The organism is Paenibacillus provencensis (assembly GCF_042678545.1).
GTDB classification, from domain to species: domain Bacteria; phylum Bacillota; class Bacilli; order Paenibacillales; family Paenibacillaceae; genus Paenibacillus; species Paenibacillus provencensis.
Genome location: NZ_JBHTKX010000001.1, coordinates 1,587,130 through 1,606,566 on the forward strand (window position 1 = coordinate 1,587,130; position 19,437 = coordinate 1,606,566).

Here is a 19,437-nt window from a genome sequence, read left to right on the forward strand (position 1 = left end):
ACATTTTATTCGATTATATTGATTTCGAAGTGGGCTTTCTTCACCGATATTGTTCATCATCCTTCATATTTTGCGTTGTTTGTCTTGTGCTTCTTTCGAAAATCGGACGGCGTGCAGTCGTTATATTTTTTGAACAGACGGTTAAATGAGTTAATATTGTTAAACCCGTGGCTTACAGCAATATCAAGAATGGAATCCTCACTGAACAGCAGCGCCCATTCCGACTTGATGATCCGAAAGTGATTCAGGTACTCCATCAGTGTGATGCCCTTAATATCCTTGAACAGCTTGCAGACGTAAAATTTGCTGAATTTAATATGGTCAGCGACTTGATCCAGCTTGATATTCTCGGAGTAATGCTCTTCCAGATATTTACATACACCCTCAATGAACTCGAATTTCTTCGAGGTTGTAATTTGCCAGTTAAGCGCATCGGAATCCTCGCACAGGCCTTTAGTTCGCAGAAGCTGTACAATAAAATCATACAATCGTGCTATCATTGCCCATTTGTATCCTGCCTGCCTGTTGCTTTCTTCGGCTGACAACGAAATGACGTACTCCCCTAAGTCTCTTTCTTTACATGTGGAAGCAGGAATAACAGTTGTTTTATTAAATAACTGCTTCATACTTAGCCAATCATTATCTTCAATAAAGCTGCTCGTAAACAGCTCCATCCGAAATAAAATAATGGTCAAATTCTGTGTACCCGGCAAAAAACAATGTACATCTCCCGGCTTGATCACAAGCACATCGCCTTTTTGGAGCTCATACATACAATTGTTCACGCCTATGCGTCCGTATTCCCCTTTGACGAACACCATCTCTACCTCTTCATGCCAATGAGCTGCATAATTGAATTGATCGCCAGTATGAATAACTCTGATAGGAAAACCTTCTGTCATATGACCTGTTTCAAGAAATGTCGGCACGCCCATTCTATCCACCCTTTCCTATTCGCATTTATCACATTACCTTATTATAGTTATTCTCTCCCGGTTCGTACCAGCAAAATATAAATAAGCCGCTGTCAACAATAAATGAAAGCAGCGGCTAATAATTCTTTATTTTGGCGTCTTTATTCAGTTAATTATATTTTCAAAATATTTCTTCACTTCCTCAATGCTCTGGGTACGCAGGACAACTTCTTTGTCATTGGTAATCATCATCGTCGGGATTTCATCAACTTCTGCTTTATCCGCTTTTATCTGGTTGTCGACTGTATTAACGTTATACAATTGTATACCTCGAATGACCTCTAGTAATTCCTCACTTGAGTTCATATATTCAAGCAGCTCGTTATCGAGATCCGTGCTCGCGTCGCGGAACAGATGAATGGTGTACATCCCTTCTGTATCAGATAGAAAATAAGACAGGTCCGTTTCCTTACTGGGAACACTGCAGCCTACAATACATAGGAACAGAAGCACAACGAGCAAATTTAAATTTCTCAATGGAACCCCTCACTAATCAAGTACAATGGTTTTGTTCATTTCGGTCCAAGTATCAGGGCCTATAATCCCAAGGCGCCATAGAGCAATTCCTTTCAGATCATAACGCTTCGCGAGACCAATCTTCGTATTAATGCTTGCCGAGGTTTCGCTTCCGCGGGAAATACCTAGAATGAGCTTGTCCTTGTCAACCTGCTTCAGTGCCAGCTGTATGGCTTCATCCACCTTTGCCACGGGCTCGGGACTTTGTTCATCACCGTAGGCATACGCCATAAGGACAAGATCGTCCGCTAGATTTGCGAGTGTCTTGTAGTCATAGCCTTGATACACACTGTTCAATGCATGTACAATGACAGTCAGCTTCATGTCTTGCTGCTTGGCTCTTGAAGACAGCTCCTTTACAAAAGTATTATAATCACTCTTCACCTTGGATTTATCGCCCGTCATGCCGAGTCCTTCCAGGTCAAGTGCGATGCCTTTGAAGCCTTTCTCTGCTGCAGCCTCCATAATGCTGTCTATAGTTTTATTTCGCAGCTCCTTATCCTCAAGGTTTTTCGTGAGCTCCAGCATGCCATCTACAGAATAAACCATTAGATATGGTGTTGTTCCTTCAGATGCTACATCCTTAATAATCGACTCACCAGTAATCTCGCCGGATGGAGCTGGCCATCTGTACTCATCCCCGGTTAATGTAAAATTACCTTCTCGATCGATGCGGCTCCAGCCAAACGCGGCTGCGTCAAAGTGATGGAGGTAGGAAATTTCATCAAAGGAACGAAGTGCATAGTAGCCGAGCGTATACATCTCTTCCCGAGGCGATATGATAAATACGGTCTTAGAAGCTTGGTTCCAGCCCACACCCGCACCAAACTGCTGGCTGAAGAAGCTAAGCGGAATCATCGTCGTATTGTTGATCGTCCTGGGGGCTAACGTTAATGCTGCATTTTGTCCGTTTACCTTTGCTGTCTTGCTGCCAAGGGTAAGCTCTACTGTCTTTTTAATGCCATCTGAGAGCTTTGAAGCCGTTATTTTCTTGGCCTTCTGGTTCCATATCACATTAATTCCAAGCGCTTCGGATATGGCTCTGAAAGGCACCATCGTTGTTCCGCTAATGACAACCGGTTCTACCGGAAAAGGCAAAGGATAGTTATCCAGCATAATCTTTACTTGACTGGCACTCGCCGCATTTGCAGACGGAAGTACAGTTCCACTTGCCGCTGAACCTAATACAATTGCGCAGCTGAGCAGTATTTTTCCCCATTGCTTCATTTCTCGCTCGTCTCCCATTCTCATCAATTTAGTAAATAGTGTTTCTATCAACGCTGCATATTTTACTATAATAATAGAAAAAATAGGTTAATTTTCTTTAATCTGATAAGTTTCAGTCTTTTGATAGATTAACAGAGAGGTACATCAATTATTAACCGATATAATATATTTCATTTTATATTACTCTATTTTGTTTTTGTTGCATTTACAACAATTTTAAGTTAAATTCAATATCATATATTTTATTGATTCGCAACAAAAATATAAAAGGAGGTAACAATGAAGGAAATTCTTCGAGAAATTGGAATGATAGCAAGAGCATTAGATTCCATAAGCAATATAGAATTTAAAGAATACGACCTAACAAAAGGACAGTATTTGTATCTTGTGCGAATTTGCGAAAAACCCGGAATCATTCAAGAAAAATTGGCTGAGATGATAAAAGTGGATCGAACAACAGCAGCTCGTGCTATAAAAAAACTCGAAACGAATGGCTTTATTGAAAAGAAAGAGGATGAACATAACAAAAAAATTAAGAAACTCTTTCCAACAGAGAAAGGAATGACGGTTTATCCATTTATTAAAAGAGAAAATGATTATTCGAATAACGTTGCTTTAGAGGGATTTTCTGAAAAAGAAACAGAAATCATGCATAATTTTCTTCAAAGAATCAGAAAAAATATTGAAACAGATTGGGAATATGTTAAGAGAGGTAAAAAAAGAGATTACTGATAATAGATAAAGGAAGGACATTTTTAAATGACAGTTACTTTAAAAATAAAAAAGTGCAACCATGAAGATTTGCTGCTGCTCCAAGAGATAAGTATTGAAACATTCAACGATACTTTTAAAAATCAAAATTCATCTGAAAATATGAAAGCCTATCTGGAAAAAGCATTTCATTCTAAACAATTGGAAAAGGAATTGTCCAATATTTCATCAGAATTCTTTTTTGTTTATTGTAATAATGAAGTCGCTGGATATTTAAAAGTTAATACAAATGATGCTCAGTCTGAAGAAGTGGGCGAGGAATCACTTGAAATAGAGAGAATTTATATAAAGAATAAGTTTCAAAACCATGGGCTTGGAAAGCACCTGCTAAATAAAGCTATGGAAATGGCAATCGAAAGTAATAAAAAGAAGATCTGGCTAGGCGTTTGGGAAAAAAATGATAATGCAATCGCTTTTTATAAGAAAATGGGGTTTGTTCAAACTGGAGCCCACTCTTTTTTTATGGGAGATGAAGAACAAATTGACTTTATAATGACCAAAACACTTATTTAACTGAATAGGAATCAATTTTATAATTTTACCTATTTAATGATTTATGAAATTGATTGATAATAAATAAAAATATCGGTCCCTAAACATTACTAATGTTGTATTCGCCTAATGTTATAAATTCGCATTTTTCTGATGCAGCTCCTAACACGAAAAAAACCAGCCAAGTTTATGGCTGGTTTTACTGAAATACTGATGCAAGAACGGCATCTATCGATATTAAATACGGATGTAAACTTGATTATTGGTTACAATCTTTTTTATAAGTACAGCGAGTCTACGTAAGCTTGATCCTCTTGATCCTTCGCGGTATACCCTTCTTTAATTAACGTGCGAATCGTTGTTTCCTTAAGTACCCATACTAGATATTTGTTCAGTATCGCCCATAGGAGAATGCCGAGCAGGAAAAATGGAATGAGCGAGACGGACATGATTATTGAGAAAAAGAGCAGCATGATCTGCGCAAAGATAAAATACAAAATAATGAGGCTTGGAGCCAGCATTTTGCTTGCCCTCACCTGTCGATACACTTTAAACAGCTTGAACGAAGCTGTCCAATTCAGCTTGCCTTTTGCTTTGACAGGCACTTCAGCCGCTGTATCTCCTTTCAACATATAGAGCAGTGATTTTTGGTCTTTCTTCTTGTTCAACGAATGTATCCACCTTTTTGATATGAGATCTGTTATTGTACCCAAGTGTTCCGGTTCATTCTCTACAATACCACATCCGAATTCAATATTGAAATGATCCGTGCCTATAGAGCCTGCACTGCCTCATGCAAAATACGAAATGATTTCCTACGCTTATCCAGATCGTAGATAAAGGAAAGAGCCATCAGCTCATCGAACAGATAGCGTTCTTTCAGCTCCGTTATTTTTCTTTGTATGGTTTCTTTAGAGCCTATGATATGCGCCTGTTTAATGGAATCAACCAGTTCTTTGTCATGCAGGGACAGCTCGGTTTCATTCCAGGCTTCGGGAGTGTCCATTCGCAGCACCCTTCCTTTTTTTAAATAGTAAGTAAACTGGATGGACGTCTTCGCAAGCTCCTCTGCTTCTTCATCCGTATCTGCCGCGATCACCCGAATCGCTGCAAGTCCGTAAGGATCATTGAGACCTTCATGCGGTACAAAGCTCCTTCTATATTCCCGGAATGCAGAGTAGAGCTGCTCCTCCTGCCCTGGTGAGAAATAGGCAAATGCGTATCGAAGTCCCATGGATGCGGCAAGCCGTGCACTAGAGGGACTTGTCCCGAGAAGCCACAGATCAGGAATGTACTGAGTGCGAGGGGTGGTCATTAGTCCTCTTAAAGGATGAGACGCAGGCAATGTGCGCCCCAGATATTCTTGCAGCTGACGCAGCTGTTCTGTAAAAGTATCCGGGTCTCGAAGCTGCAAGTCCTGTAACGCCTTGGTCGAGTTCGGCAAACCGCCAGGGGATCTGCCTACCCCCAAATCCACCCGATTCGGCGCAAGCGCAGACAGGACTTTGAAATTCTCAGCGACCTTGTACGGACTGTAATTTTGCAGCATCACACCGCCCGAACCAATCCGCATATGTGATGTAATCGCAGCGATATAACCGAGAAGTACTTCAGGCGAAGAGCCGCCCATCGCATCGGTGCTATGGTGCTCTGCTACCCAGTAGCGTGTATATCCCAGCTGATCCGCGAACCTCGCCAGTTCGATCGTTTCATTAAAAGCCAATTCAGGAGTGCCTTTAACTTTCAACGGTGTCTGATCCAGTATACTGACGTGCATTGCACACTCCTCCTTCAGTTGAACTTATAATAATAAAGATGCTGAGTTGTTAACGCACCTTCCAAGTATTATAAGATATTTTGTCCGATGGTACTAATTCAGCGCAATATCTACATGATTTAGAATATAAATATTTATCTAAATCGCGATATAGTTTACATAATAATTAATATGTAAATATTATTTTTTTTAAAACAAAAAAGAGATCCGCCATATAGGCGAATCCCTCTTATGTTTCTTATTACCCTTCAATTAAACCTTTCTCGATCAGAAAATCACGGGCCACATCTTCCTCAAGCATCGCATCTACATCCACTTGTGCATTGAGGTCCTGCATTTCCTCCTCCGTCAGGAAGCCTTCGAGCTCATTCAGTATTCCCTCTAGCTCAGGATACTGTTCAAGCGTATCTTGTCTAATCAATGTAGATGCATCATATGGAGGGAAGAATTCTTTGTCATCCTCCAAAATAACAAGGTCATGCACCTTGATCTGCGCATCCGTCGCATAGGCATTCGTTACATCCGTCTCACCCGCTTCAATAGAGCGATACATAATACCGTGGTCCATTCCTTTAGCTTCCTTGAAGTTCATATCATACAGCTCCTGGATTCCAGGATACCCGTCATCACGGTCCAGGAATTCGAACTCTACTCCAAGTACCATATCTTCGGACACTTTTGCCAAATCACTGAATGTTTTCAGATTATGTTCTTTTGCCGTTTCTTGTGTTACCGCAAGTGTATACGTATTATTTATGCCATAAGGCTCCAAAAACTTTAGCCCGTCTGCTTCAACCAGCTCGCGCGTTTTATTCAGCGTCTCTTCCGCGGTTCCAGTCTCTTCCTGATAATAACTGGCTACAATGGTGCCTGTATATTCCGGATACAGCTGAATTTCGTTATTCTCAAGTGCAGTCCAGACGACATTGGAGCCGCCCAAATTTAATTGACGATTAACTGTAATATCTGTTCGATCTTCAATTAACAATGCAACGATATGTGCAAGGACTACATTTTCCGTGAAATTTTTCGAGCCAATCGTAATTTCTCCTGCAGACTCCCCTGATCCTCCGGACTCTCCCGATCCATTGCTGCATGCACCCAAGATTAAGGTTGTGGCGAGCAGCATTGCTATCCCTGTACCAAATTTGAAATTCTTCATTTTGCTTCTCTCTCCTGTCCCATATGCGATGTATAAATTTCGTTAAACCTTCAGACCTTTCGGCGTTGTACCCTTCTCAACCAGACCCAATAGATAATCAATGATGAGTGCGAGCAAAGCTGCCGGTATAGCGCCAAGCAGTGTCAATGCATCAATGTTGCGCTGAATGCCAAGGAAGATGAACTCCCCAAGTCCCCCTGCTCCGATGAAGGCCGCAAGAGTAGCTGTACCTACATTAATAACTGTGGCTGTTCTTATACCGGCCATCATGACACTGAGTGCAAGTGGAAGCTGGACTCTGAACAGAATTTGCATATCCGTCATTCCCATTCCTCTTGCAGCTTCAATGACAGCAGGATCGACATCTGTAATTCCTGTGTATGTGTTGCGAATGATCGGCAGCAAAGAATATAGAAATAGAGCAACAATAGCAGTATTCATGCCGATACCAAAGAACGGGATCATAAAGCCCAGCATAGCTAAGCTTGGAATCGTCTGCAGAATTCCTGCTGTACCGAGAGTGACCCCTTTTAGAAACTTCACACGTGTAATGATAATTCCGAGGGTAATCCCGATCACCGCAGCAATTAGCATCGAAATCACGACAAGCTGTATATGAACGAGCAGTCCGCTCAGTACGTCCTCACTTCTTGCCTCTAGCTGGTACATCAGCTGTGAAAATAACGATTGATCTCTCATGCCAGCACCTCCTTTTCTCCAACCCATTGAGAAGCAAAGGCAGTAAGCAGGCTGCTTCGAGTAACGATCCCTACAATGACCCCGTTCGAGTCAACAATAGGTATAATCCCGTACGGAGCTTCATTGATCATGGCCAACGCATCTCTTGCTGTCCCTGAGTCTTCAAGTACAACGGCCGCCGGATGCATGACCTCACTGATGGTAGTCGCATCCATATGATTCGATAAGTCATAAGCTGACACAATGCCGAGTAGCTTCCCTTCCTTGTCGCCGACAAGCAGTGTATCTGTCTTCCGCTGTCTCATCATCGTGATTGCTTTGGCAGGTGTCCGCTCCGGCAGAGCTGTAGACGGATTATCCCGCATGACATTCGTTACTGGAATGTATTCCGGATTCTGATAGATCCGATTTTTTCCGATAAAGCCTTCGACAAATTCATTAGCCGGCTGGCTGAGAATCTGATCCGGGGTATCAATTTGCACCAGTTCTCCATCTTTCAGAATGGCGATCTTGTCGCCCAACTTTAACGCTTCCTCCATATCATGCGTGACAAACACAATGGTCTTCTTCAGATTCAGCTGCAGCTTTAGCAGTTCGTCCTGGAGTTGCTCCCGAGTTATGGGATCAAGTGCGCCAAAAGGCTCATCCATCAGTATAATTTCAGGATCAGCGGCAAGTGCTCTGGCAACACCGACCCGCTGCTGCTGACCACCCGATAGTTGTTTAGGATAACGCTTCGCAAATATTGCAGGATCCAGACCAACCAGCTTCAGCATTTCATTAACCCTTTGTTTCTTCTTCTCTGGGTTCCACTTCTTTAATTGAGGAATCAAGCCAACATTATCTTCAATCGTATAATGGGGGAATAAACCAGCTTGCTGAATGACGTAGCCCATATTTTTGCGTAGAGTTACAGGGTCTTCTGTTGTAATATCCTTTCCATTGATATAGATGTGACCGGACGTATGCGGAATCAACCGGTTGATCATTTTCATGGTCGTCGTTTTACCACAGCCGCTTGGTCCGATTAATGCCAGAATTTCACCGGCGCCGACCTCAAAGGTGATATTCTTGACGGCTTCAAGACCATTCGGATATTTCTTGCTAACCTGATCAAATTTAAGCATAAATACGTTCTCTAACCTCCTGCTACAATCATTTAACCAAAAGCCTGCTTTTCTTCCTCTGCTCCACTTTGTGAGTAGATATAGAAAAGAAAGCTTTTGGACTAGACCTTACTATAACAGATATATATTTTACTAACAACCTTTATATTCTACATAAGTTGTATGTATTTTTGTGGAAAATGTTGATTTCGCTCGCTAATTCACTAATTTAACAAAAAACACCCGTATGGACCTAATGGTCTATTCGGGTGTTTTGAGATGATAATTGGTTTACGTAATATTCATTACGGATACTATATACCAAAGAAGCATGTACCAAGTTGAAGCTCTAGTCGATATAGCTTCTGTTCGTTTGCAGATCATGGAATGGTTCAAAAAAAACAGACCTATTCTCTCGTTATGAGTGAATAGGTCTGCATTAATGTGTCTTCTACTTTCAATATCTAGATATAGAATTTATTGCTCTTGGAGTCCTTTTTGATTAATAAAACGAGCCGTTCGATCGTACATGTTCTCATCCCCCACCGCCACGATGACATCCTCTTCTCTTAATACAACGTGAGGTCCTGGCGAGATGGTGACTTCCGTTCCTCTGCGCAACGCAATAATTGTCGCACCTGTATTTTGCCAGAAGAACAAGTTGCCAATCGTGTTGCCTATTACATGAGAATTGGTCTTGATCGTAATTTCCACAGGACGGTAAGGCTTCAAATTCTGCATACGATCCGATGCCTTAATAATTTCGTTTAACAGCTCCTCAAAGCGTTCGTCAATTGCCTTCTTCTCTTCAAGAAGCGACTCCAGGTCCTGCTTAAGTGAATATGCCGATTTCAAATAATTGTGTTTTATGATATACTCGTGCGCCAGTTGTTCTGACAAAACGATGATCTCCTTGCCCTGCGATACAGACACGATATTTTCTTCCTTGAGCAAGCCAATCGCTTTACGGATGGTTTCTGGTGAAACATGATATTGTCCAGCTAACAGAGAGCGTCCGGAAATCTTGCTATGACGAGGGAATTCTCCGCTCACAATTCTTTGGGCAATATCAAGAGAAATGGATTTATATCCGGCCTTTTCCTGCATTCTTACTGTCGTCCCCTTATCCTACGCGGTCAAATATGATTTAAATGCTTTACTTTTCAAGATGTTAGTCATCATAATCAATTTCTATATTTTATCTGATTCATTATGGGATATCAATCAAGCAAAAAGGCATGGCTCATTTTTTTAATGTTAGAAATTTTGTTGATTAAATAATAGTTAACATAATATATATTACGGTATATTTATTGTTTGTTTTCTCCAGCACGGCTATAAGCAGGAACAACAATATCCAGCATCGCCATCGCCTGCTCCTTCTCACGATTGGTTACGTGGGTGTAAACGGTCGTTGTTTGAATGGAAGAATGCCCAAGCAGCTCCTGCACGGTTCTTAGATCAGCTCCCTTACGAAGCATCATCGTAGCAAAAGAGTGCCTGAGCTTGTGGCTTGAGTATGATACCTTCTGGGCTGGAGACACATTTTGTTGAAATCTCTCAAAGGCTTCGGAAGCAATCAGTTGAATGGTTCTAATCGAAAGCCTTCTTCCCTGCTGGGATACGAATAATGCATCCTCCCTCGACTTTCGAGGTTCAATCCGTTTATTCATGACCTCCTGTAGCACTTCGCCAACGGCATCAGGTACAGGCAGCAGCCTCCACTTACGACCTTTACCGAATACACTCAGCGTTTTTCTCTCTGAGTTGTAATCACCTAAGTTGAGCAAATGAACCTCACCCACTCGCAGTCCCATGTATCCCATTAACAAAAAGATCGCCAGGTTCCGTTCCCGATATTTCCCATCGACTGATCCCATAAATCGTGATAGATGCTGCTCATCCATAAATACAGGGACTCTATTCTTCTCCGTCTTGGACTTCTTGATTCCAGCTGCTGGATTAACGGTAAGGAGTTCAAGCTCAATTAATGCTTTGAAAAAGCAGTTCACTGCAGCATGCTTCCGATTCCTTGTCGCATCGCTGATGCCTCGGTCACGAGCCTTGGATAAGAATGACAGCACCTGCAGCCGTTTTACCCGTTCGATCGGTTTTCCTTCCAGCGTTTTTAGAAATTCAAATACATCACTCTTGTAAGATTTCACGGTATAGCCTGTATATCCCGCATCCTTCAGCCAGATATCAAAAGCCTCGAGCTCCGCAGTATAAGTTTCTTGTATGTAATCTTTCATCATGCTCATCTTCACCACTTTCTTAGCTGCAATTAAACTGACCAAGTGATCGAGTGTAGAAATTAAAATCGATCAAATTTAAAACTACGTATAATTTATATTATACGCAGTTTTTCTGTGGAAATAAAGCGTACGATAATCTCGCATTTCAGTTGTTAGTCGCAATTAATTTCTTGCTTCCATTGATCGGGATCAAACCGCTTCGTCAAAAGATAAATATGAAAAAACCTCCTATAAAACTATAAATTTAGTTTGCTTCTAATAGGAGGTTGGAATCTTATATATTAAATTTTTCATTCACGTTATTTTAAGAGAATAGTAAAGCAGCTAGTAAGGTGTAAAATATCACTGCATTAAAGAAACCGGCGATCATGGAGGCAATTCCAAGACCTACAAAAATCATGACCATACTGAGTGAGCTGGCACTCTGGAGTATCACTGCATTCCGCTCGTCGTTCTCCTCGATATACAGCTTCTTCAGCTCTGCTTCATTTCTACTGGCTTTTATATACTTGGCGAGAAAAAAACGACGCACAATTCAACACCGATAAAAGCCCCCGTGGCAGCCATGTTGGAATTAAAAGGTGGGAGATAGTTAATGAGTATAAAAGTAGTCGGAGAAAGTTGTTAAGAAAATGATCTGTTCATCCTGAACACATTCCGCTTCGTTAAAACAAAAAAGCCGCAGATACGCGACTTTTAAGCACTAATCTTCTTGCCAACCTACATATGGTGAATAGAAAAATCCTTATCGTGACACAATTGTTATTGATTGATCAATTACATAAAACTAGTTATTTTTCTTTCTCTGTAGTTCGCGAATGGTTGCTGCAATCCCAACCTCTGGCTTAGTTGTTGGGATTTCCCCAATAAGGCGCTTATACTTTTCACCGCTTAAACGCAGCGGCTCTTCCGTTAAGTACAACATTTCCACAACCTCCTTCATAACAGGTACGAATAATCCAAGCAGTGACAACCCCATTTTACCCAGAGCAATAACGGGCTTTTTCGTGCTGCTTGCCTGTTGTGCAATGCGGACAATCTCATGGCCGGAGATGATGTCCGAGCCGGGTAAATTCCAATTCTCCCCATAAGCTTGCTCGCGCCCCGCAAGTTCAACAATCATATTTGCTGCGTCGGGAAGATATATATATTCACGAGGAATCCTCATATTACCGATGAAAAATGCCAACTTTCCACTTGCGATTGCTTCTAGCGTTCCTCCTAGATATGAAGCCTGATTGGCAGTCGGTCCATAATAATCTGGTAAACGCACAATCATCGGTCGAGCGTTCTCCCATCTGCTGTTAAATACCATTTGCTCAAAGGCAAGCCTAATTCTTCCCTTTTTCGTGTGAGGCTGTTTTGGATGCTCTTCTGTTACTTGATCCATCTGGCTTCTTCCATATGGGTAGATTCCATCAATAACTACAACTTTTAGGCTCAGTCGGTCGGCAGCCTCCATAACAGATTCTCCTAAAGGAATAAGCTTGCTTACCATTTCGTTATACGGTACGTTTGCGCTATGGAACAAGACATCTGCACCTTGTACTGCAGCGGTAATATCATCCGGCTGGCATGCATCTCCGATGGCCAGCGAGAGATGAGCAGGATTACCTAGCTTGATAGCAAGCTCCTCCAGCTTTAACTTAGACCGCCCGAAGGCAATCGTCGGCACTTCACGACTCACAAGTTCAGAAACAATAACAGCACCCGTACCGCCTGTCGCACCGATTACAATCGCTTTCTTCATTTTTCGTCATCTCCCATTAGTTTGTAATTGATCAATCACTAATTTATATCCAAACTATACCATCTTGTTAGTGATTGGTCAATAACTAAATACACTATATGGCTTCCGCCATATTATACCTCTCTTTCGATAAGCTCCGGCATATCGAGCGCCCACGAAATATTGCACAGCATCCCCCTAGCCAGAAACATAAAGGTTCGTTCCCTCGGCTTCTCTAGCCCTTTCTGCTGAAAAGCACTCAGCACAATCCGTTGCACTTCCCGAAACCCATTGCGCATTACTTCCCGAACTGGCTCCTCTCGCATCGTCTGGGCTTGCATTTGCAGATAGGTTTCATTTATATAGTCAGCTAGGATATCCTTATAAGCTTCAATCAGATCACTCTCTAATTCCTCCGGAGTAGCTGCGCTTTCCACGACCTGCCGAAAGGATTGCTGGATCCTTTCCCACGAAAGCTCCAGTGCGCTAATCAATAAAGTTTCCTTCGTTGCAAAAAAACGAAATACATACGGCTGGGAGATATTTGCACGTTCTGCAACCTGTGCCGTCGTAGCACGATAATAGCCGGTTTCAGCAAAAACCTCAATTGCTGCAGAGATGATTTCGGTTCTACGGTTCACGCTGTTTTTTTCAGATTTTGCCATACATTAAACACCTCTTTTTAATTAGTGACTAATCAATAAAATTATTTCTGTCAATTATAGCCTATGTGGGGTATACGTGCAATTAAGCAGCGATATGCTGTGATTCTGTCATTAATTGAGGAGATTCGTTGTTTATATTTTGATTTGATTCTGAGATTACAATCATAGTCGTGTTCTGATATCAATTGCGCAATTGGAGTCGAGTACTGGTCTACACGAATACCACGAATCATTCTCTGTTATTAACCATTAGGATTTCTTCCTTTGGTGCGAAGGTTATTGTGACCGTAAGGAGTCTGGAAAATTGGCCATGAACGTAATCATCTCATCACTTATCGTAGATCCAAAGGCAGCAGTCAAATTGGGATTCCGAAAAAAAGCTTCTACTAATTTTTGATTTAAATCAGCGCTATAAAGGTCAAAACAAACTTCCTTATCCTGCTGAATGTTCACAGCAATTTCTGAATCACGAACAAAATCAATGTCCTGGAAACAAAGCTTTTTCCGATAAGGGAATCGATTGGATGAAAAATAAATCTCTAGAGCATTTATGTCGTATATTATGCTAAATGCAGTATCTGCTCTCTGGATCGACCGAAGAATATCGTATAAGCAATCTACTTCTGCTACTGCATTATCCAAATATTCTATTACTCGATCGAACCGTTTGATCGAATCCAGATCATAATCGCTTAATACAACTGACCATTCTTTGTTTGATTCATTCAATCTCTTCCTTGTTTCTAAATAAGGGGTATTAACCATAACTTGCACTGGCAGAGTGGTGCCTGAATATATAGCTAATTCTCCATTCAAATACTCAAAAATAGCACACGCTCCTGTACGATCGCAGATCATGTAATGAAGACGAGAGAATGGGTTAACGATTCGGAGAGATTCTGCTGTCTCTTTTACCTCTTCAACTGTTGCACAAGTATCAAGCATGAGTTGTATCCATTGCAGCTCACCAATAACAGGATTGCCGTCCTTATTAGGATAACTAGATTGCCAGAGAGTCGTCTGCTCCACGACTAAGCCGACTTCGTTCATTCCTCCATTTGGCATTTCCTTACCTACTTGTGATAGGGTTACGCTATTGTACTTAGATATCCACTTCATGGGGCGGTCTGGCGGCATGATCAGTGCCGTTTTGTACCTATCTCTTTTATTGGAGAACATGTAGGCACCGTCGTAAGGTACGTCCTGATTTTTACCTAGCAAGTTAACACCATCTTGATTCAAAAATAGTGCCGTACTCATAAAATCACCCTATTTCATTAATTTGTTGGTTAATTCATTAATTCTTCCCGAATCTAACTCATCCATAATTAAATCAACGATGTCTCCAACCCGCTCATCATCTTGTTCTAAAATAGCAGCCATCCTATTAAGACGGATCTGATTCTTTTTCTCTCGCTCCAGCTCCTTTTTTTTGGTTAAGTAAGGCTCGATGTCCTCATCTTCCCTTCCTTGCGCCTCAAGCTCAGCCACTTTCTGATCCACTAGAAGTAAATGTAATTCGATCTTCGCAATGGAGCTAAGTGGGTTTACATAATATTGCTCATCTACAAGTACTGTTTCCTTAACACCAAAATAATTGGCAAGAGCCTGTAGTCGCTCCTTCGGAATGGGTCGACGTTTCTTAATCCAATCTGAAAATTGCTGCGGTGTAATGTTAAGCTCGCGTCCTATTCCCGAATAGGATTGTTCGTTAATCATGACCAAATATTCTAAGACCGTTTTGGCAATATGACTTTTCAATTCATACCCTCCAAGACATAATTTATGTCATGATTATATAAATTGACATAAATTATGTCAAGTTGTTAATTGTATTGTTGAATATCTTGACGGACCTCCCCCTCTCCATTGCGTCTCTATAATGCTTATCAACATTACCGCTTCTCCATTAGCTAATAGACGAACGTGATAAGAAAGAGATTAAAGCATCATCATACTCAGTTGCATGCTTCCCAATCCATATGAGGTGGCCCCATGAATCAAGAATACACATTTCAGAATGGGGAATTATTTCTCTCGCAGCCAAGTCTAATAGATCCTAGACATTCTTCACTGGAACTAGTAGTTTAAAATAGATACTGATTAAGGAGGAGTACCATGATTTATTTACATACTTTTTCATTTCCGAATGAAGATATGGAGTTTGATTTTTTCATGGAGATAAAAAGAACGTGCTATGACTCATTTTATCCATTTAAAATCTTATCAAAAAACAGCTTACAAACCATTGATTTTGAGCCAGTGACCATTTTGTATGGCGGAAATGGATCAGGAAAATCCACTGCATTAAACGTAATCGCAGAGAAAACAGGACTCCAGCGTGATTCGATTTATAATAAATCGAATTTCTATCCTGATTATGTGAATATGTGCGAGATGCATACCAGATTAGACATTCCAGAAAATAGTAGGATCATTACTAGTGATGATGTATTTGACTACATGTTGAATATCCGGAATCTTAATGAGGGAATCGACCACAAAAGGGAAGAATTGTTCGATGAATATTTGGATGCGAAATATTCGCAATTTCAGATGAGATCTATGGAAGATTACGAGCAGTTAAAGAAAATGAATACAGCGAGAAGTAAAACACAGTCCCGGTATGTGAGAAATAACCTAATGGATAACGTAAGGGAATATTCAAATGGTGAAAGTGCCTTCCTCTATTTTACTGAAAAAATTGGAGAGAATGGACTTTATATTTTGGATGAGCCAGAGAATAGTCTCTCTCCAAAACGTCAGCAGGATTTGATGAAATTCATTGAAGATTCTGCTCGTTTTTTTGGCTGCCAGTTTATCGTTTCCACACATTCTCCATTCCTGCTATCCATGAAGGAGGCAAAGATATATAACCTGGATGAAAATCCTGTGAAGGTAAGACACTGGACGGAATTAGAAAATGTTCGCACATACTACGAATTTTTTAAAAAACATGAAGATGCGTTTGATTATTGAGATATATGGAACGATCCTCCACTTTATTGCGTCCGTTGTTTTATAACAACCTTCAGGAGGGTGCTAATGCGAGTATTGGTTACTGGAATTACGATAATAATCTTTATAGTGTTACTGTCTGCCTGTTCTTCCGCTGCTGACTATACACCAGATGAAATGGTCAAGACGGAGGAATCGCTTACCGCAATCAAGAGAATCGGTGATTATCAATTGAGGCTTACAACAGACATATTAGATCATCACTCAGCTCCATTGTTGCAATTTCAAGCTGGTCTCCGATATGTAGGCGGCAAATCTAAGATAGAGATCATGCATAGCTTTGATATACACCGAATTGATCTGCAAATAGACGGCGAATCTATTCTTCCCCCTAGTTCCTCCGAAAGCGTAGGGTATCCCCTCTATACTGGAAAAGGGTGAGTGGCTTGAGGAGCACATTGAATTAACAATGAATCAAGACCAGTTAGAGCGGATGATCAAATCAGACGGGGATATCATTCTGTATTCCGATTTCGATGATGGCAAAACCAAGGTGGAGGACAGGACAAGAGCGCTTAGTATTAAAATGTCTGAGCTCTTGCAAGAATAAACCACTGATGATTAGCGCTAGGATGGCGCAGCTCTGCAAGGTGGAGATCAAAATCCGGTGATTTCTCTACCAACAAAAAACAGCAGCAACAAAATCGTCACTGCTGTTGAATAGGCATATCTCTCATGCCAGGATAATCCTTCTATTTATTCTTGTGTTAACGAATTCCAATACGTAACGCGATCCAGCGGAAGACGAGATTTAGGCAAGCCTGGCTTCGCCGCTTTACCGATTGAAATAAGCATGACCGGAATCAGATGAGATGGAATCTTAAACTCTTCAATCAGTCTTTCATGTGAGAAACCACCCATCGGTACGCTGTCATAACCTCTTGCCTTCGCAGCCAGCATTAGCTGCATGGATACCAGTCCTCCATCAATCTCAGCCGTACTCCGCGCGGTTTCCTCTGACATCGTACGGTAATATTCTAACATCCGTGGCACGTAAGCATCACGGGAAGCCTGAGGCATGCCGAGCTCTACAGAACGATCATAAATCTCATCTGCGCGTTTATAGGCTTCTTTGTCACCTAGTACAATAATTGTTGCTGCGGAATCCACGACTTGTTGCTGATTATTTGCAATCGGCATGAGTTTTTCTTTGACGGCTGGATCGTTAACGACGATAAAGCGCCATGGTTGCAAGTTGGAAGAAGAAGGTGCAAGCACCGCGTCTTCAAGAATGGCTCTCAATTCCTTCTCTGAGATGGTAACCCTCGGATCGTAGCTGCGAATAGACTGACGTTCACGAATCAAATTGAAGAAATCTGCTTGTATATCCTGGGTCATTTTGTATGCCTCCCTAATATATGTAATAATAATAATTACAAATTGAAACGACAATAATATAATGCGAAATTTAATTTTTGTCAACTTATTTTCAAGGTCTATCTTATCTACAAATGATTTATAGCTTAGCAGTGAACAGAGCTCTTCCCGTACGTTTTTCCTTATACATCGCTTCATCTGCAATCTTCAGTAATTGAGTCACATTGGATGCATCTCTTGGATATATGCTAACCCCTGAGGAATATGAAATTGCAATTTCCGTATTCTCGTATCTAAACGAATGCATAGATAACGAAGATAGACGGTCATGAATCATTTCTATAACCTCTGTGTCCGTTTTATCATCACAGCTTACGATAAGCACAAACTCATCGCCCCCGATTCGGGCTGCCAGATCACTTGGTCCGGCGGTATTCTTAAAGATACGAGCGATATGCTTGAGATACAGATCTCCGACGAGATGACCGTAACTATCGTTAACCGGCTTAAAATTATCCAGATCAATTAATACGAGAGCAAACCTTTCCTGTTGCGCTATTTTTTGCTCAAGATATTCCTCCATTGCTGCTCTGTTACTTAAATTAGTTAATGAATCGTGAAGTGCGAGATGCTTATATTCTTGTTCGGATTCTAACAGTCTTCGCTCTGTATTCTTTAAAGAGGTCACGTCCGTCAAATGCATAACGAATAGCTCTTCATTCGCACCTTCCACCAACTCCAGGTTCATGATGAGATCAACATGCTTCATTCGATCACGATCCACTCTTATCTCCCAGTGGGATGCTCCTTCTCGCCGCTCTTCTAAGGAAGCCAGAACATCGTGGAGGCTTATCCCATTATTGAACTCTATAGATTGTGGAATCTCCTGAATTGGAATTCCTTCGAACCAATGCTTAGCTTTAGGATTCAGCTCTCTTACCGTCCCCTTTCGATCAAGCAGCATGATGGCTGTTGGAGCAGATTTAAAAAGAATATGAAACAATTTGCGATAATCCGGCATGATATTGTACTTCCCTATCTGATGCCTCAATATAACTGCCCACATCAGATAACCGACAAAATATAGAATCATGGAGTATCGGGTGGTTATTAACATGGATTGCAGCAGCAAAGTAACCATTACAAACCAAGCAAACAGTGAGAACAAGCCGAGAAGTAATGAACGGGATGCCTTTCTTACTCTCTTTTCCTTCGTTCTATACCAGATCATAGACAGGATCACCGCAGACAGGAGAATATATCCGGCTACAAATAGGAGAGTCAGCAGCAAAAATAACGGATCCAGGGGACTGCGGCCATCGGTTACTTCAACGTTATATAATTGCGTATGCTCCATGGTCACAAGAAAAATAAGCCACAATGTAAAAGGGGCAGCATAGATAATCGGTAATCGCCGCTTTAAATACTCCGTTGTGGAGTCCCCCATCAGAATACACAGGTGTACTAAGAAGCAGATGACAAACAGAAGCATCGGGGCATTTCCGTATAGAACAATCTGCATCTGATACTCTGGGAGCAAGGAGGTCTTGATATACTCCCCCAGAAAATAAAATAAAAACGCAAGCATAAGAAATGCTGCTATTCGGTTCAACATACTCCTTTTGTTACGATGAATTAAGGTGATGGCCATATATAAGAAAAAATAAGTGGGAAGCAATATCGTTAGAAAATCCATAAAAAGTTCGTTCATTATTCAATAATTCCTATC

Annotated in this window: 22 protein-coding genes; 5 read left to right on the forward strand and 17 right to left on the reverse strand. The window is 41.2% G+C overall.

What is annotated here, in order from left to right:
- Positions 1-56 precede the first annotated feature (56 nt).
- The 3 genes from ACFQ3J_RS07570 to ACFQ3J_RS07580 all read right to left on the reverse strand — a co-directional run bounded on the left by ACFQ3J_RS07570 (position 57) and on the right by ACFQ3J_RS07580 (position 2,717).
- Positions 57-929: an AraC family transcriptional regulator gene (locus tag ACFQ3J_RS07570; protein WP_251583952.1), complete on the reverse strand. Its 873-nt coding sequence runs from the start codon at positions 927-929 to the stop codon at positions 57-59.
- 150 nt (positions 930-1,079) lie between these two features.
- On the reverse strand, positions 1,080-1,451 hold the full coding sequence (locus tag ACFQ3J_RS07575; RefSeq protein WP_251583950.1) for a hypothetical protein: 372 nt from the start codon (positions 1,449-1,451) through the stop codon (positions 1,080-1,082).
- A gap of 12 nt (positions 1,452-1,463) precedes the next feature.
- A complete protein-coding gene (locus tag ACFQ3J_RS07580) occupies positions 1,464-2,717 on the reverse strand; it encodes a stalk domain-containing protein (protein ID WP_251583948.1) in 1,254 nt (417 codons plus the stop codon).
- Positions 2,718-2,996: 279 nt separating this feature from the next.
- On the opposite strand from ACFQ3J_RS07580, the gene ACFQ3J_RS07585 reads away from it, so the two are divergent.
- Together ACFQ3J_RS07585 and ACFQ3J_RS07590 are read left to right on the forward strand one after the other, a co-directional pair.
- Positions 2,997-3,449: a MarR family winged helix-turn-helix transcriptional regulator gene (locus ACFQ3J_RS07585; protein WP_251583946.1), complete on the forward strand. Its 453-nt coding sequence runs from the start codon at positions 2,997-2,999 to the stop codon at positions 3,447-3,449.
- Positions 3,450-3,476: 27 nt separating this feature from the next.
- Positions 3,477-4,001, forward strand: coding sequence for a GNAT family N-acetyltransferase (locus tag ACFQ3J_RS07590; RefSeq protein ID WP_251583944.1), 525 nt, complete (start codon positions 3,477-3,479; stop codon positions 3,999-4,001).
- Between the two features lie 257 nt (positions 4,002-4,258).
- Here ACFQ3J_RS07590 and ACFQ3J_RS07595 read toward each other — a convergent pair whose 3' ends face one another.
- From ACFQ3J_RS07595 to ACFQ3J_RS07650, 12 genes are all read right to left on the reverse strand, one after another.
- On the reverse strand, positions 4,259-4,648 hold the full coding sequence (locus ACFQ3J_RS07595) for a hypothetical protein (RefSeq protein ID WP_251583942.1): 390 nt from the start codon (positions 4,646-4,648) through the stop codon (positions 4,259-4,261).
- A 104-nt stretch (positions 4,649-4,752) separates the two neighbouring features.
- Positions 4,753-5,757 (reverse strand): LLM class flavin-dependent oxidoreductase, encoded by a 1,005-nt coding sequence (locus ACFQ3J_RS07600; protein ID WP_091156161.1) that lies wholly within the window; start codon positions 5,755-5,757, stop codon positions 4,753-4,755.
- Between the two features lie 241 nt (positions 5,758-5,998).
- Positions 5,999-6,919 (reverse strand): glycine betaine ABC transporter substrate-binding protein, encoded by a 921-nt coding sequence (locus tag ACFQ3J_RS07605; RefSeq protein ID WP_251583940.1) that lies wholly within the window; start codon positions 6,917-6,919, stop codon positions 5,999-6,001.
- Positions 6,920-6,961: 42 nt separating this feature from the next.
- Entirely contained in the window at positions 6,962-7,618 is a 657-nt protein-coding gene (locus tag ACFQ3J_RS07610) for an ABC transporter permease (protein WP_091156157.1), read from the reverse strand.
- On the reverse strand, positions 7,615-8,745 hold the full coding sequence (locus tag ACFQ3J_RS07615) for an ABC transporter ATP-binding protein (RefSeq protein ID WP_091156154.1): 1,131 nt from the start codon (positions 8,743-8,745) through the stop codon (positions 7,615-7,617). Before ACFQ3J_RS07615 ends, ACFQ3J_RS07610 begins: the two co-directional genes overlap by 4 nt.
- Positions 8,746-9,201: 456 nt before the next feature.
- A complete protein-coding gene (locus tag ACFQ3J_RS07620; protein WP_251583939.1) occupies positions 9,202-9,831 on the reverse strand; it encodes a TrkA C-terminal domain-containing protein in 630 nt (209 codons plus the stop codon).
- A 203-nt stretch (positions 9,832-10,034) separates the two neighbouring features.
- Positions 10,035-10,979, reverse strand: a complete 945-nt coding sequence (locus tag ACFQ3J_RS07625; protein WP_379293278.1) for a tyrosine-type recombinase/integrase — start codon at positions 10,977-10,979, stop codon at positions 10,035-10,037.
- Between the two features lie 304 nt (positions 10,980-11,283).
- Positions 11,284-11,511: a hypothetical protein gene (locus tag ACFQ3J_RS07630; RefSeq protein WP_251583932.1), complete on the reverse strand. Its 228-nt coding sequence runs from the start codon at positions 11,509-11,511 to the stop codon at positions 11,284-11,286.
- 255 nt (positions 11,512-11,766) lie between these two features.
- Positions 11,767-12,729 carry an NAD-dependent epimerase/dehydratase family protein gene (locus ACFQ3J_RS07635; protein ID WP_091156147.1) on the reverse strand — a complete coding sequence of 321 codons (963 nt, stop codon included), beginning with the start codon at positions 12,727-12,729 and terminating at the stop codon, positions 11,767-11,769.
- A 113-nt stretch (positions 12,730-12,842) separates the two neighbouring features.
- Entirely contained in the window at positions 12,843-13,373 is a 531-nt protein-coding gene (locus ACFQ3J_RS07640; RefSeq protein WP_091156144.1) for a TetR/AcrR family transcriptional regulator, read from the reverse strand.
- Between the two features lie 276 nt (positions 13,374-13,649).
- Positions 13,650-14,633 carry a linear amide C-N hydrolase gene (locus ACFQ3J_RS07645; protein ID WP_251583931.1) on the reverse strand — a complete coding sequence of 328 codons (984 nt, stop codon included), beginning with the start codon at positions 14,631-14,633 and terminating at the stop codon, positions 13,650-13,652.
- A gap of 9 nt (positions 14,634-14,642) precedes the next feature.
- The gene (locus tag ACFQ3J_RS07650; RefSeq protein ID WP_251583930.1) at positions 14,643-15,134 is read right to left on the reverse strand and encodes a helix-turn-helix domain-containing protein; all 492 of its coding nucleotides are present in this window, start codon (positions 15,132-15,134) and stop codon (positions 14,643-14,645) included.
- A 357-nt stretch (positions 15,135-15,491) separates the two neighbouring features.
- On the opposite strand from ACFQ3J_RS07650, the gene ACFQ3J_RS07655 reads away from it, so the two are divergent.
- From ACFQ3J_RS07655 to ACFQ3J_RS07665, 3 genes are all read left to right on the forward strand, one after another.
- Positions 15,492-16,352 carry an AAA family ATPase gene (locus ACFQ3J_RS07655; RefSeq protein ID WP_251583929.1) on the forward strand — a complete coding sequence of 287 codons (861 nt, stop codon included), beginning with the start codon at positions 15,492-15,494 and terminating at the stop codon, positions 16,350-16,352.
- A gap of 66 nt (positions 16,353-16,418) precedes the next feature.
- On the forward strand, positions 16,419-16,772 hold the full coding sequence (locus ACFQ3J_RS07660; protein WP_251583927.1) for a hypothetical protein: 354 nt from the start codon (positions 16,419-16,421) through the stop codon (positions 16,770-16,772).
- A 28-nt stretch (positions 16,773-16,800) separates the two neighbouring features.
- Positions 16,801-16,941, forward strand: a complete 141-nt coding sequence (locus ACFQ3J_RS07665) for a hypothetical protein (protein ID WP_251583926.1) — start codon at positions 16,801-16,803, stop codon at positions 16,939-16,941.
- A gap of 146 nt (positions 16,942-17,087) precedes the next feature.
- Here the strand turns inward: ACFQ3J_RS07665 and ACFQ3J_RS07670 are convergent, their stop codons facing one another.
- On the reverse strand, positions 17,088-17,729 hold the full coding sequence (locus ACFQ3J_RS07670; protein WP_251583925.1) for a nitroreductase family protein: 642 nt from the start codon (positions 17,727-17,729) through the stop codon (positions 17,088-17,090).
- Between the two features lie 118 nt (positions 17,730-17,847).
- Positions 17,848-19,323, reverse strand: a complete 1,476-nt coding sequence (locus tag ACFQ3J_RS07675) for a sensor domain-containing diguanylate cyclase (protein WP_251583924.1) — start codon at positions 19,321-19,323, stop codon at positions 17,848-17,850.
- Positions 19,324-19,437 lie beyond the last annotated feature (114 nt).

Coding starts and splice junctions, on each gene's coding strand:
- ACFQ3J_RS07580 (WP_251583948.1), bottom strand. CDS start 2,717: ATGAAGCAATGGGGAAAAATACTGCTCAGCTGCGCAATTGTATTAGGT.
- ACFQ3J_RS07585 (WP_251583946.1), top strand. CDS start 2,997: ATGAAGGAAATTCTTCGAGAAATTGGAATGATAGCAAGAGCATTAGAT.
- ACFQ3J_RS07590 (WP_251583944.1), top strand. CDS start 3,477: ATGACAGTTACTTTAAAAATAAAAAAGTGCAACCATGAAGATTTGCTG.
- ACFQ3J_RS07600 (WP_091156161.1), bottom strand. CDS start 5,757: ATGCACGTCAGTATACTGGATCAGACACCGTTGAAAGTTAAAGGCACT.
- ACFQ3J_RS07605 (WP_251583940.1), bottom strand. CDS start 6,919: ATGAAGAATTTCAAATTTGGTACAGGGATAGCAATGCTGCTCGCCACA.
- ACFQ3J_RS07610 (WP_091156157.1), bottom strand. CDS start 7,618: ATGAGAGATCAATCGTTATTTTCACAGCTGATGTACCAGCTAGAGGCA.
- ACFQ3J_RS07615 (WP_091156154.1), bottom strand. CDS start 8,745: ATGCTTAAATTTGATCAGGTTAGCAAGAAATATCCGAATGGTCTTGAA.
- ACFQ3J_RS07620 (WP_251583939.1), bottom strand. CDS start 9,831: ATGCAGGAAAAGGCCGGATATAAATCCATTTCTCTTGATATTGCCCAA.
- ACFQ3J_RS07625 (WP_379293278.1), bottom strand. CDS start 10,979: ATGATGAAAGATTACATACAAGAAACTTATACTGCGGAGCTCGAGGCT.
- ACFQ3J_RS07635 (WP_091156147.1), bottom strand. CDS start 12,729: ATGAAGAAAGCGATTGTAATCGGTGCGACAGGCGGTACGGGTGCTGTT.
- ACFQ3J_RS07640 (WP_091156144.1), bottom strand. CDS start 13,373: ATGGCAAAATCTGAAAAAAACAGCGTGAACCGTAGAACCGAAATCATC.
- ACFQ3J_RS07645 (WP_251583931.1), bottom strand. CDS start 14,633: ATGAGTACGGCACTATTTTTGAATCAAGATGGTGTTAACTTGCTAGGT.
- ACFQ3J_RS07655 (WP_251583929.1), top strand. CDS start 15,492: ATGATTTATTTACATACTTTTTCATTTCCGAATGAAGATATGGAGTTT.
- ACFQ3J_RS07660 (WP_251583927.1), top strand. CDS start 16,419: ATGCGAGTATTGGTTACTGGAATTACGATAATAATCTTTATAGTGTTA.
- ACFQ3J_RS07665 (WP_251583926.1), top strand. CDS start 16,801: ATGAATCAAGACCAGTTAGAGCGGATGATCAAATCAGACGGGGATATC.
- ACFQ3J_RS07670 (WP_251583925.1), bottom strand. CDS start 17,729: ATGACCCAGGATATACAAGCAGATTTCTTCAATTTGATTCGTGAACGT.
- ACFQ3J_RS07675 (WP_251583924.1), bottom strand. CDS start 19,323: ATGTTGAACCGAATAGCAGCATTTCTTATGCTTGCGTTTTTATTTTAT.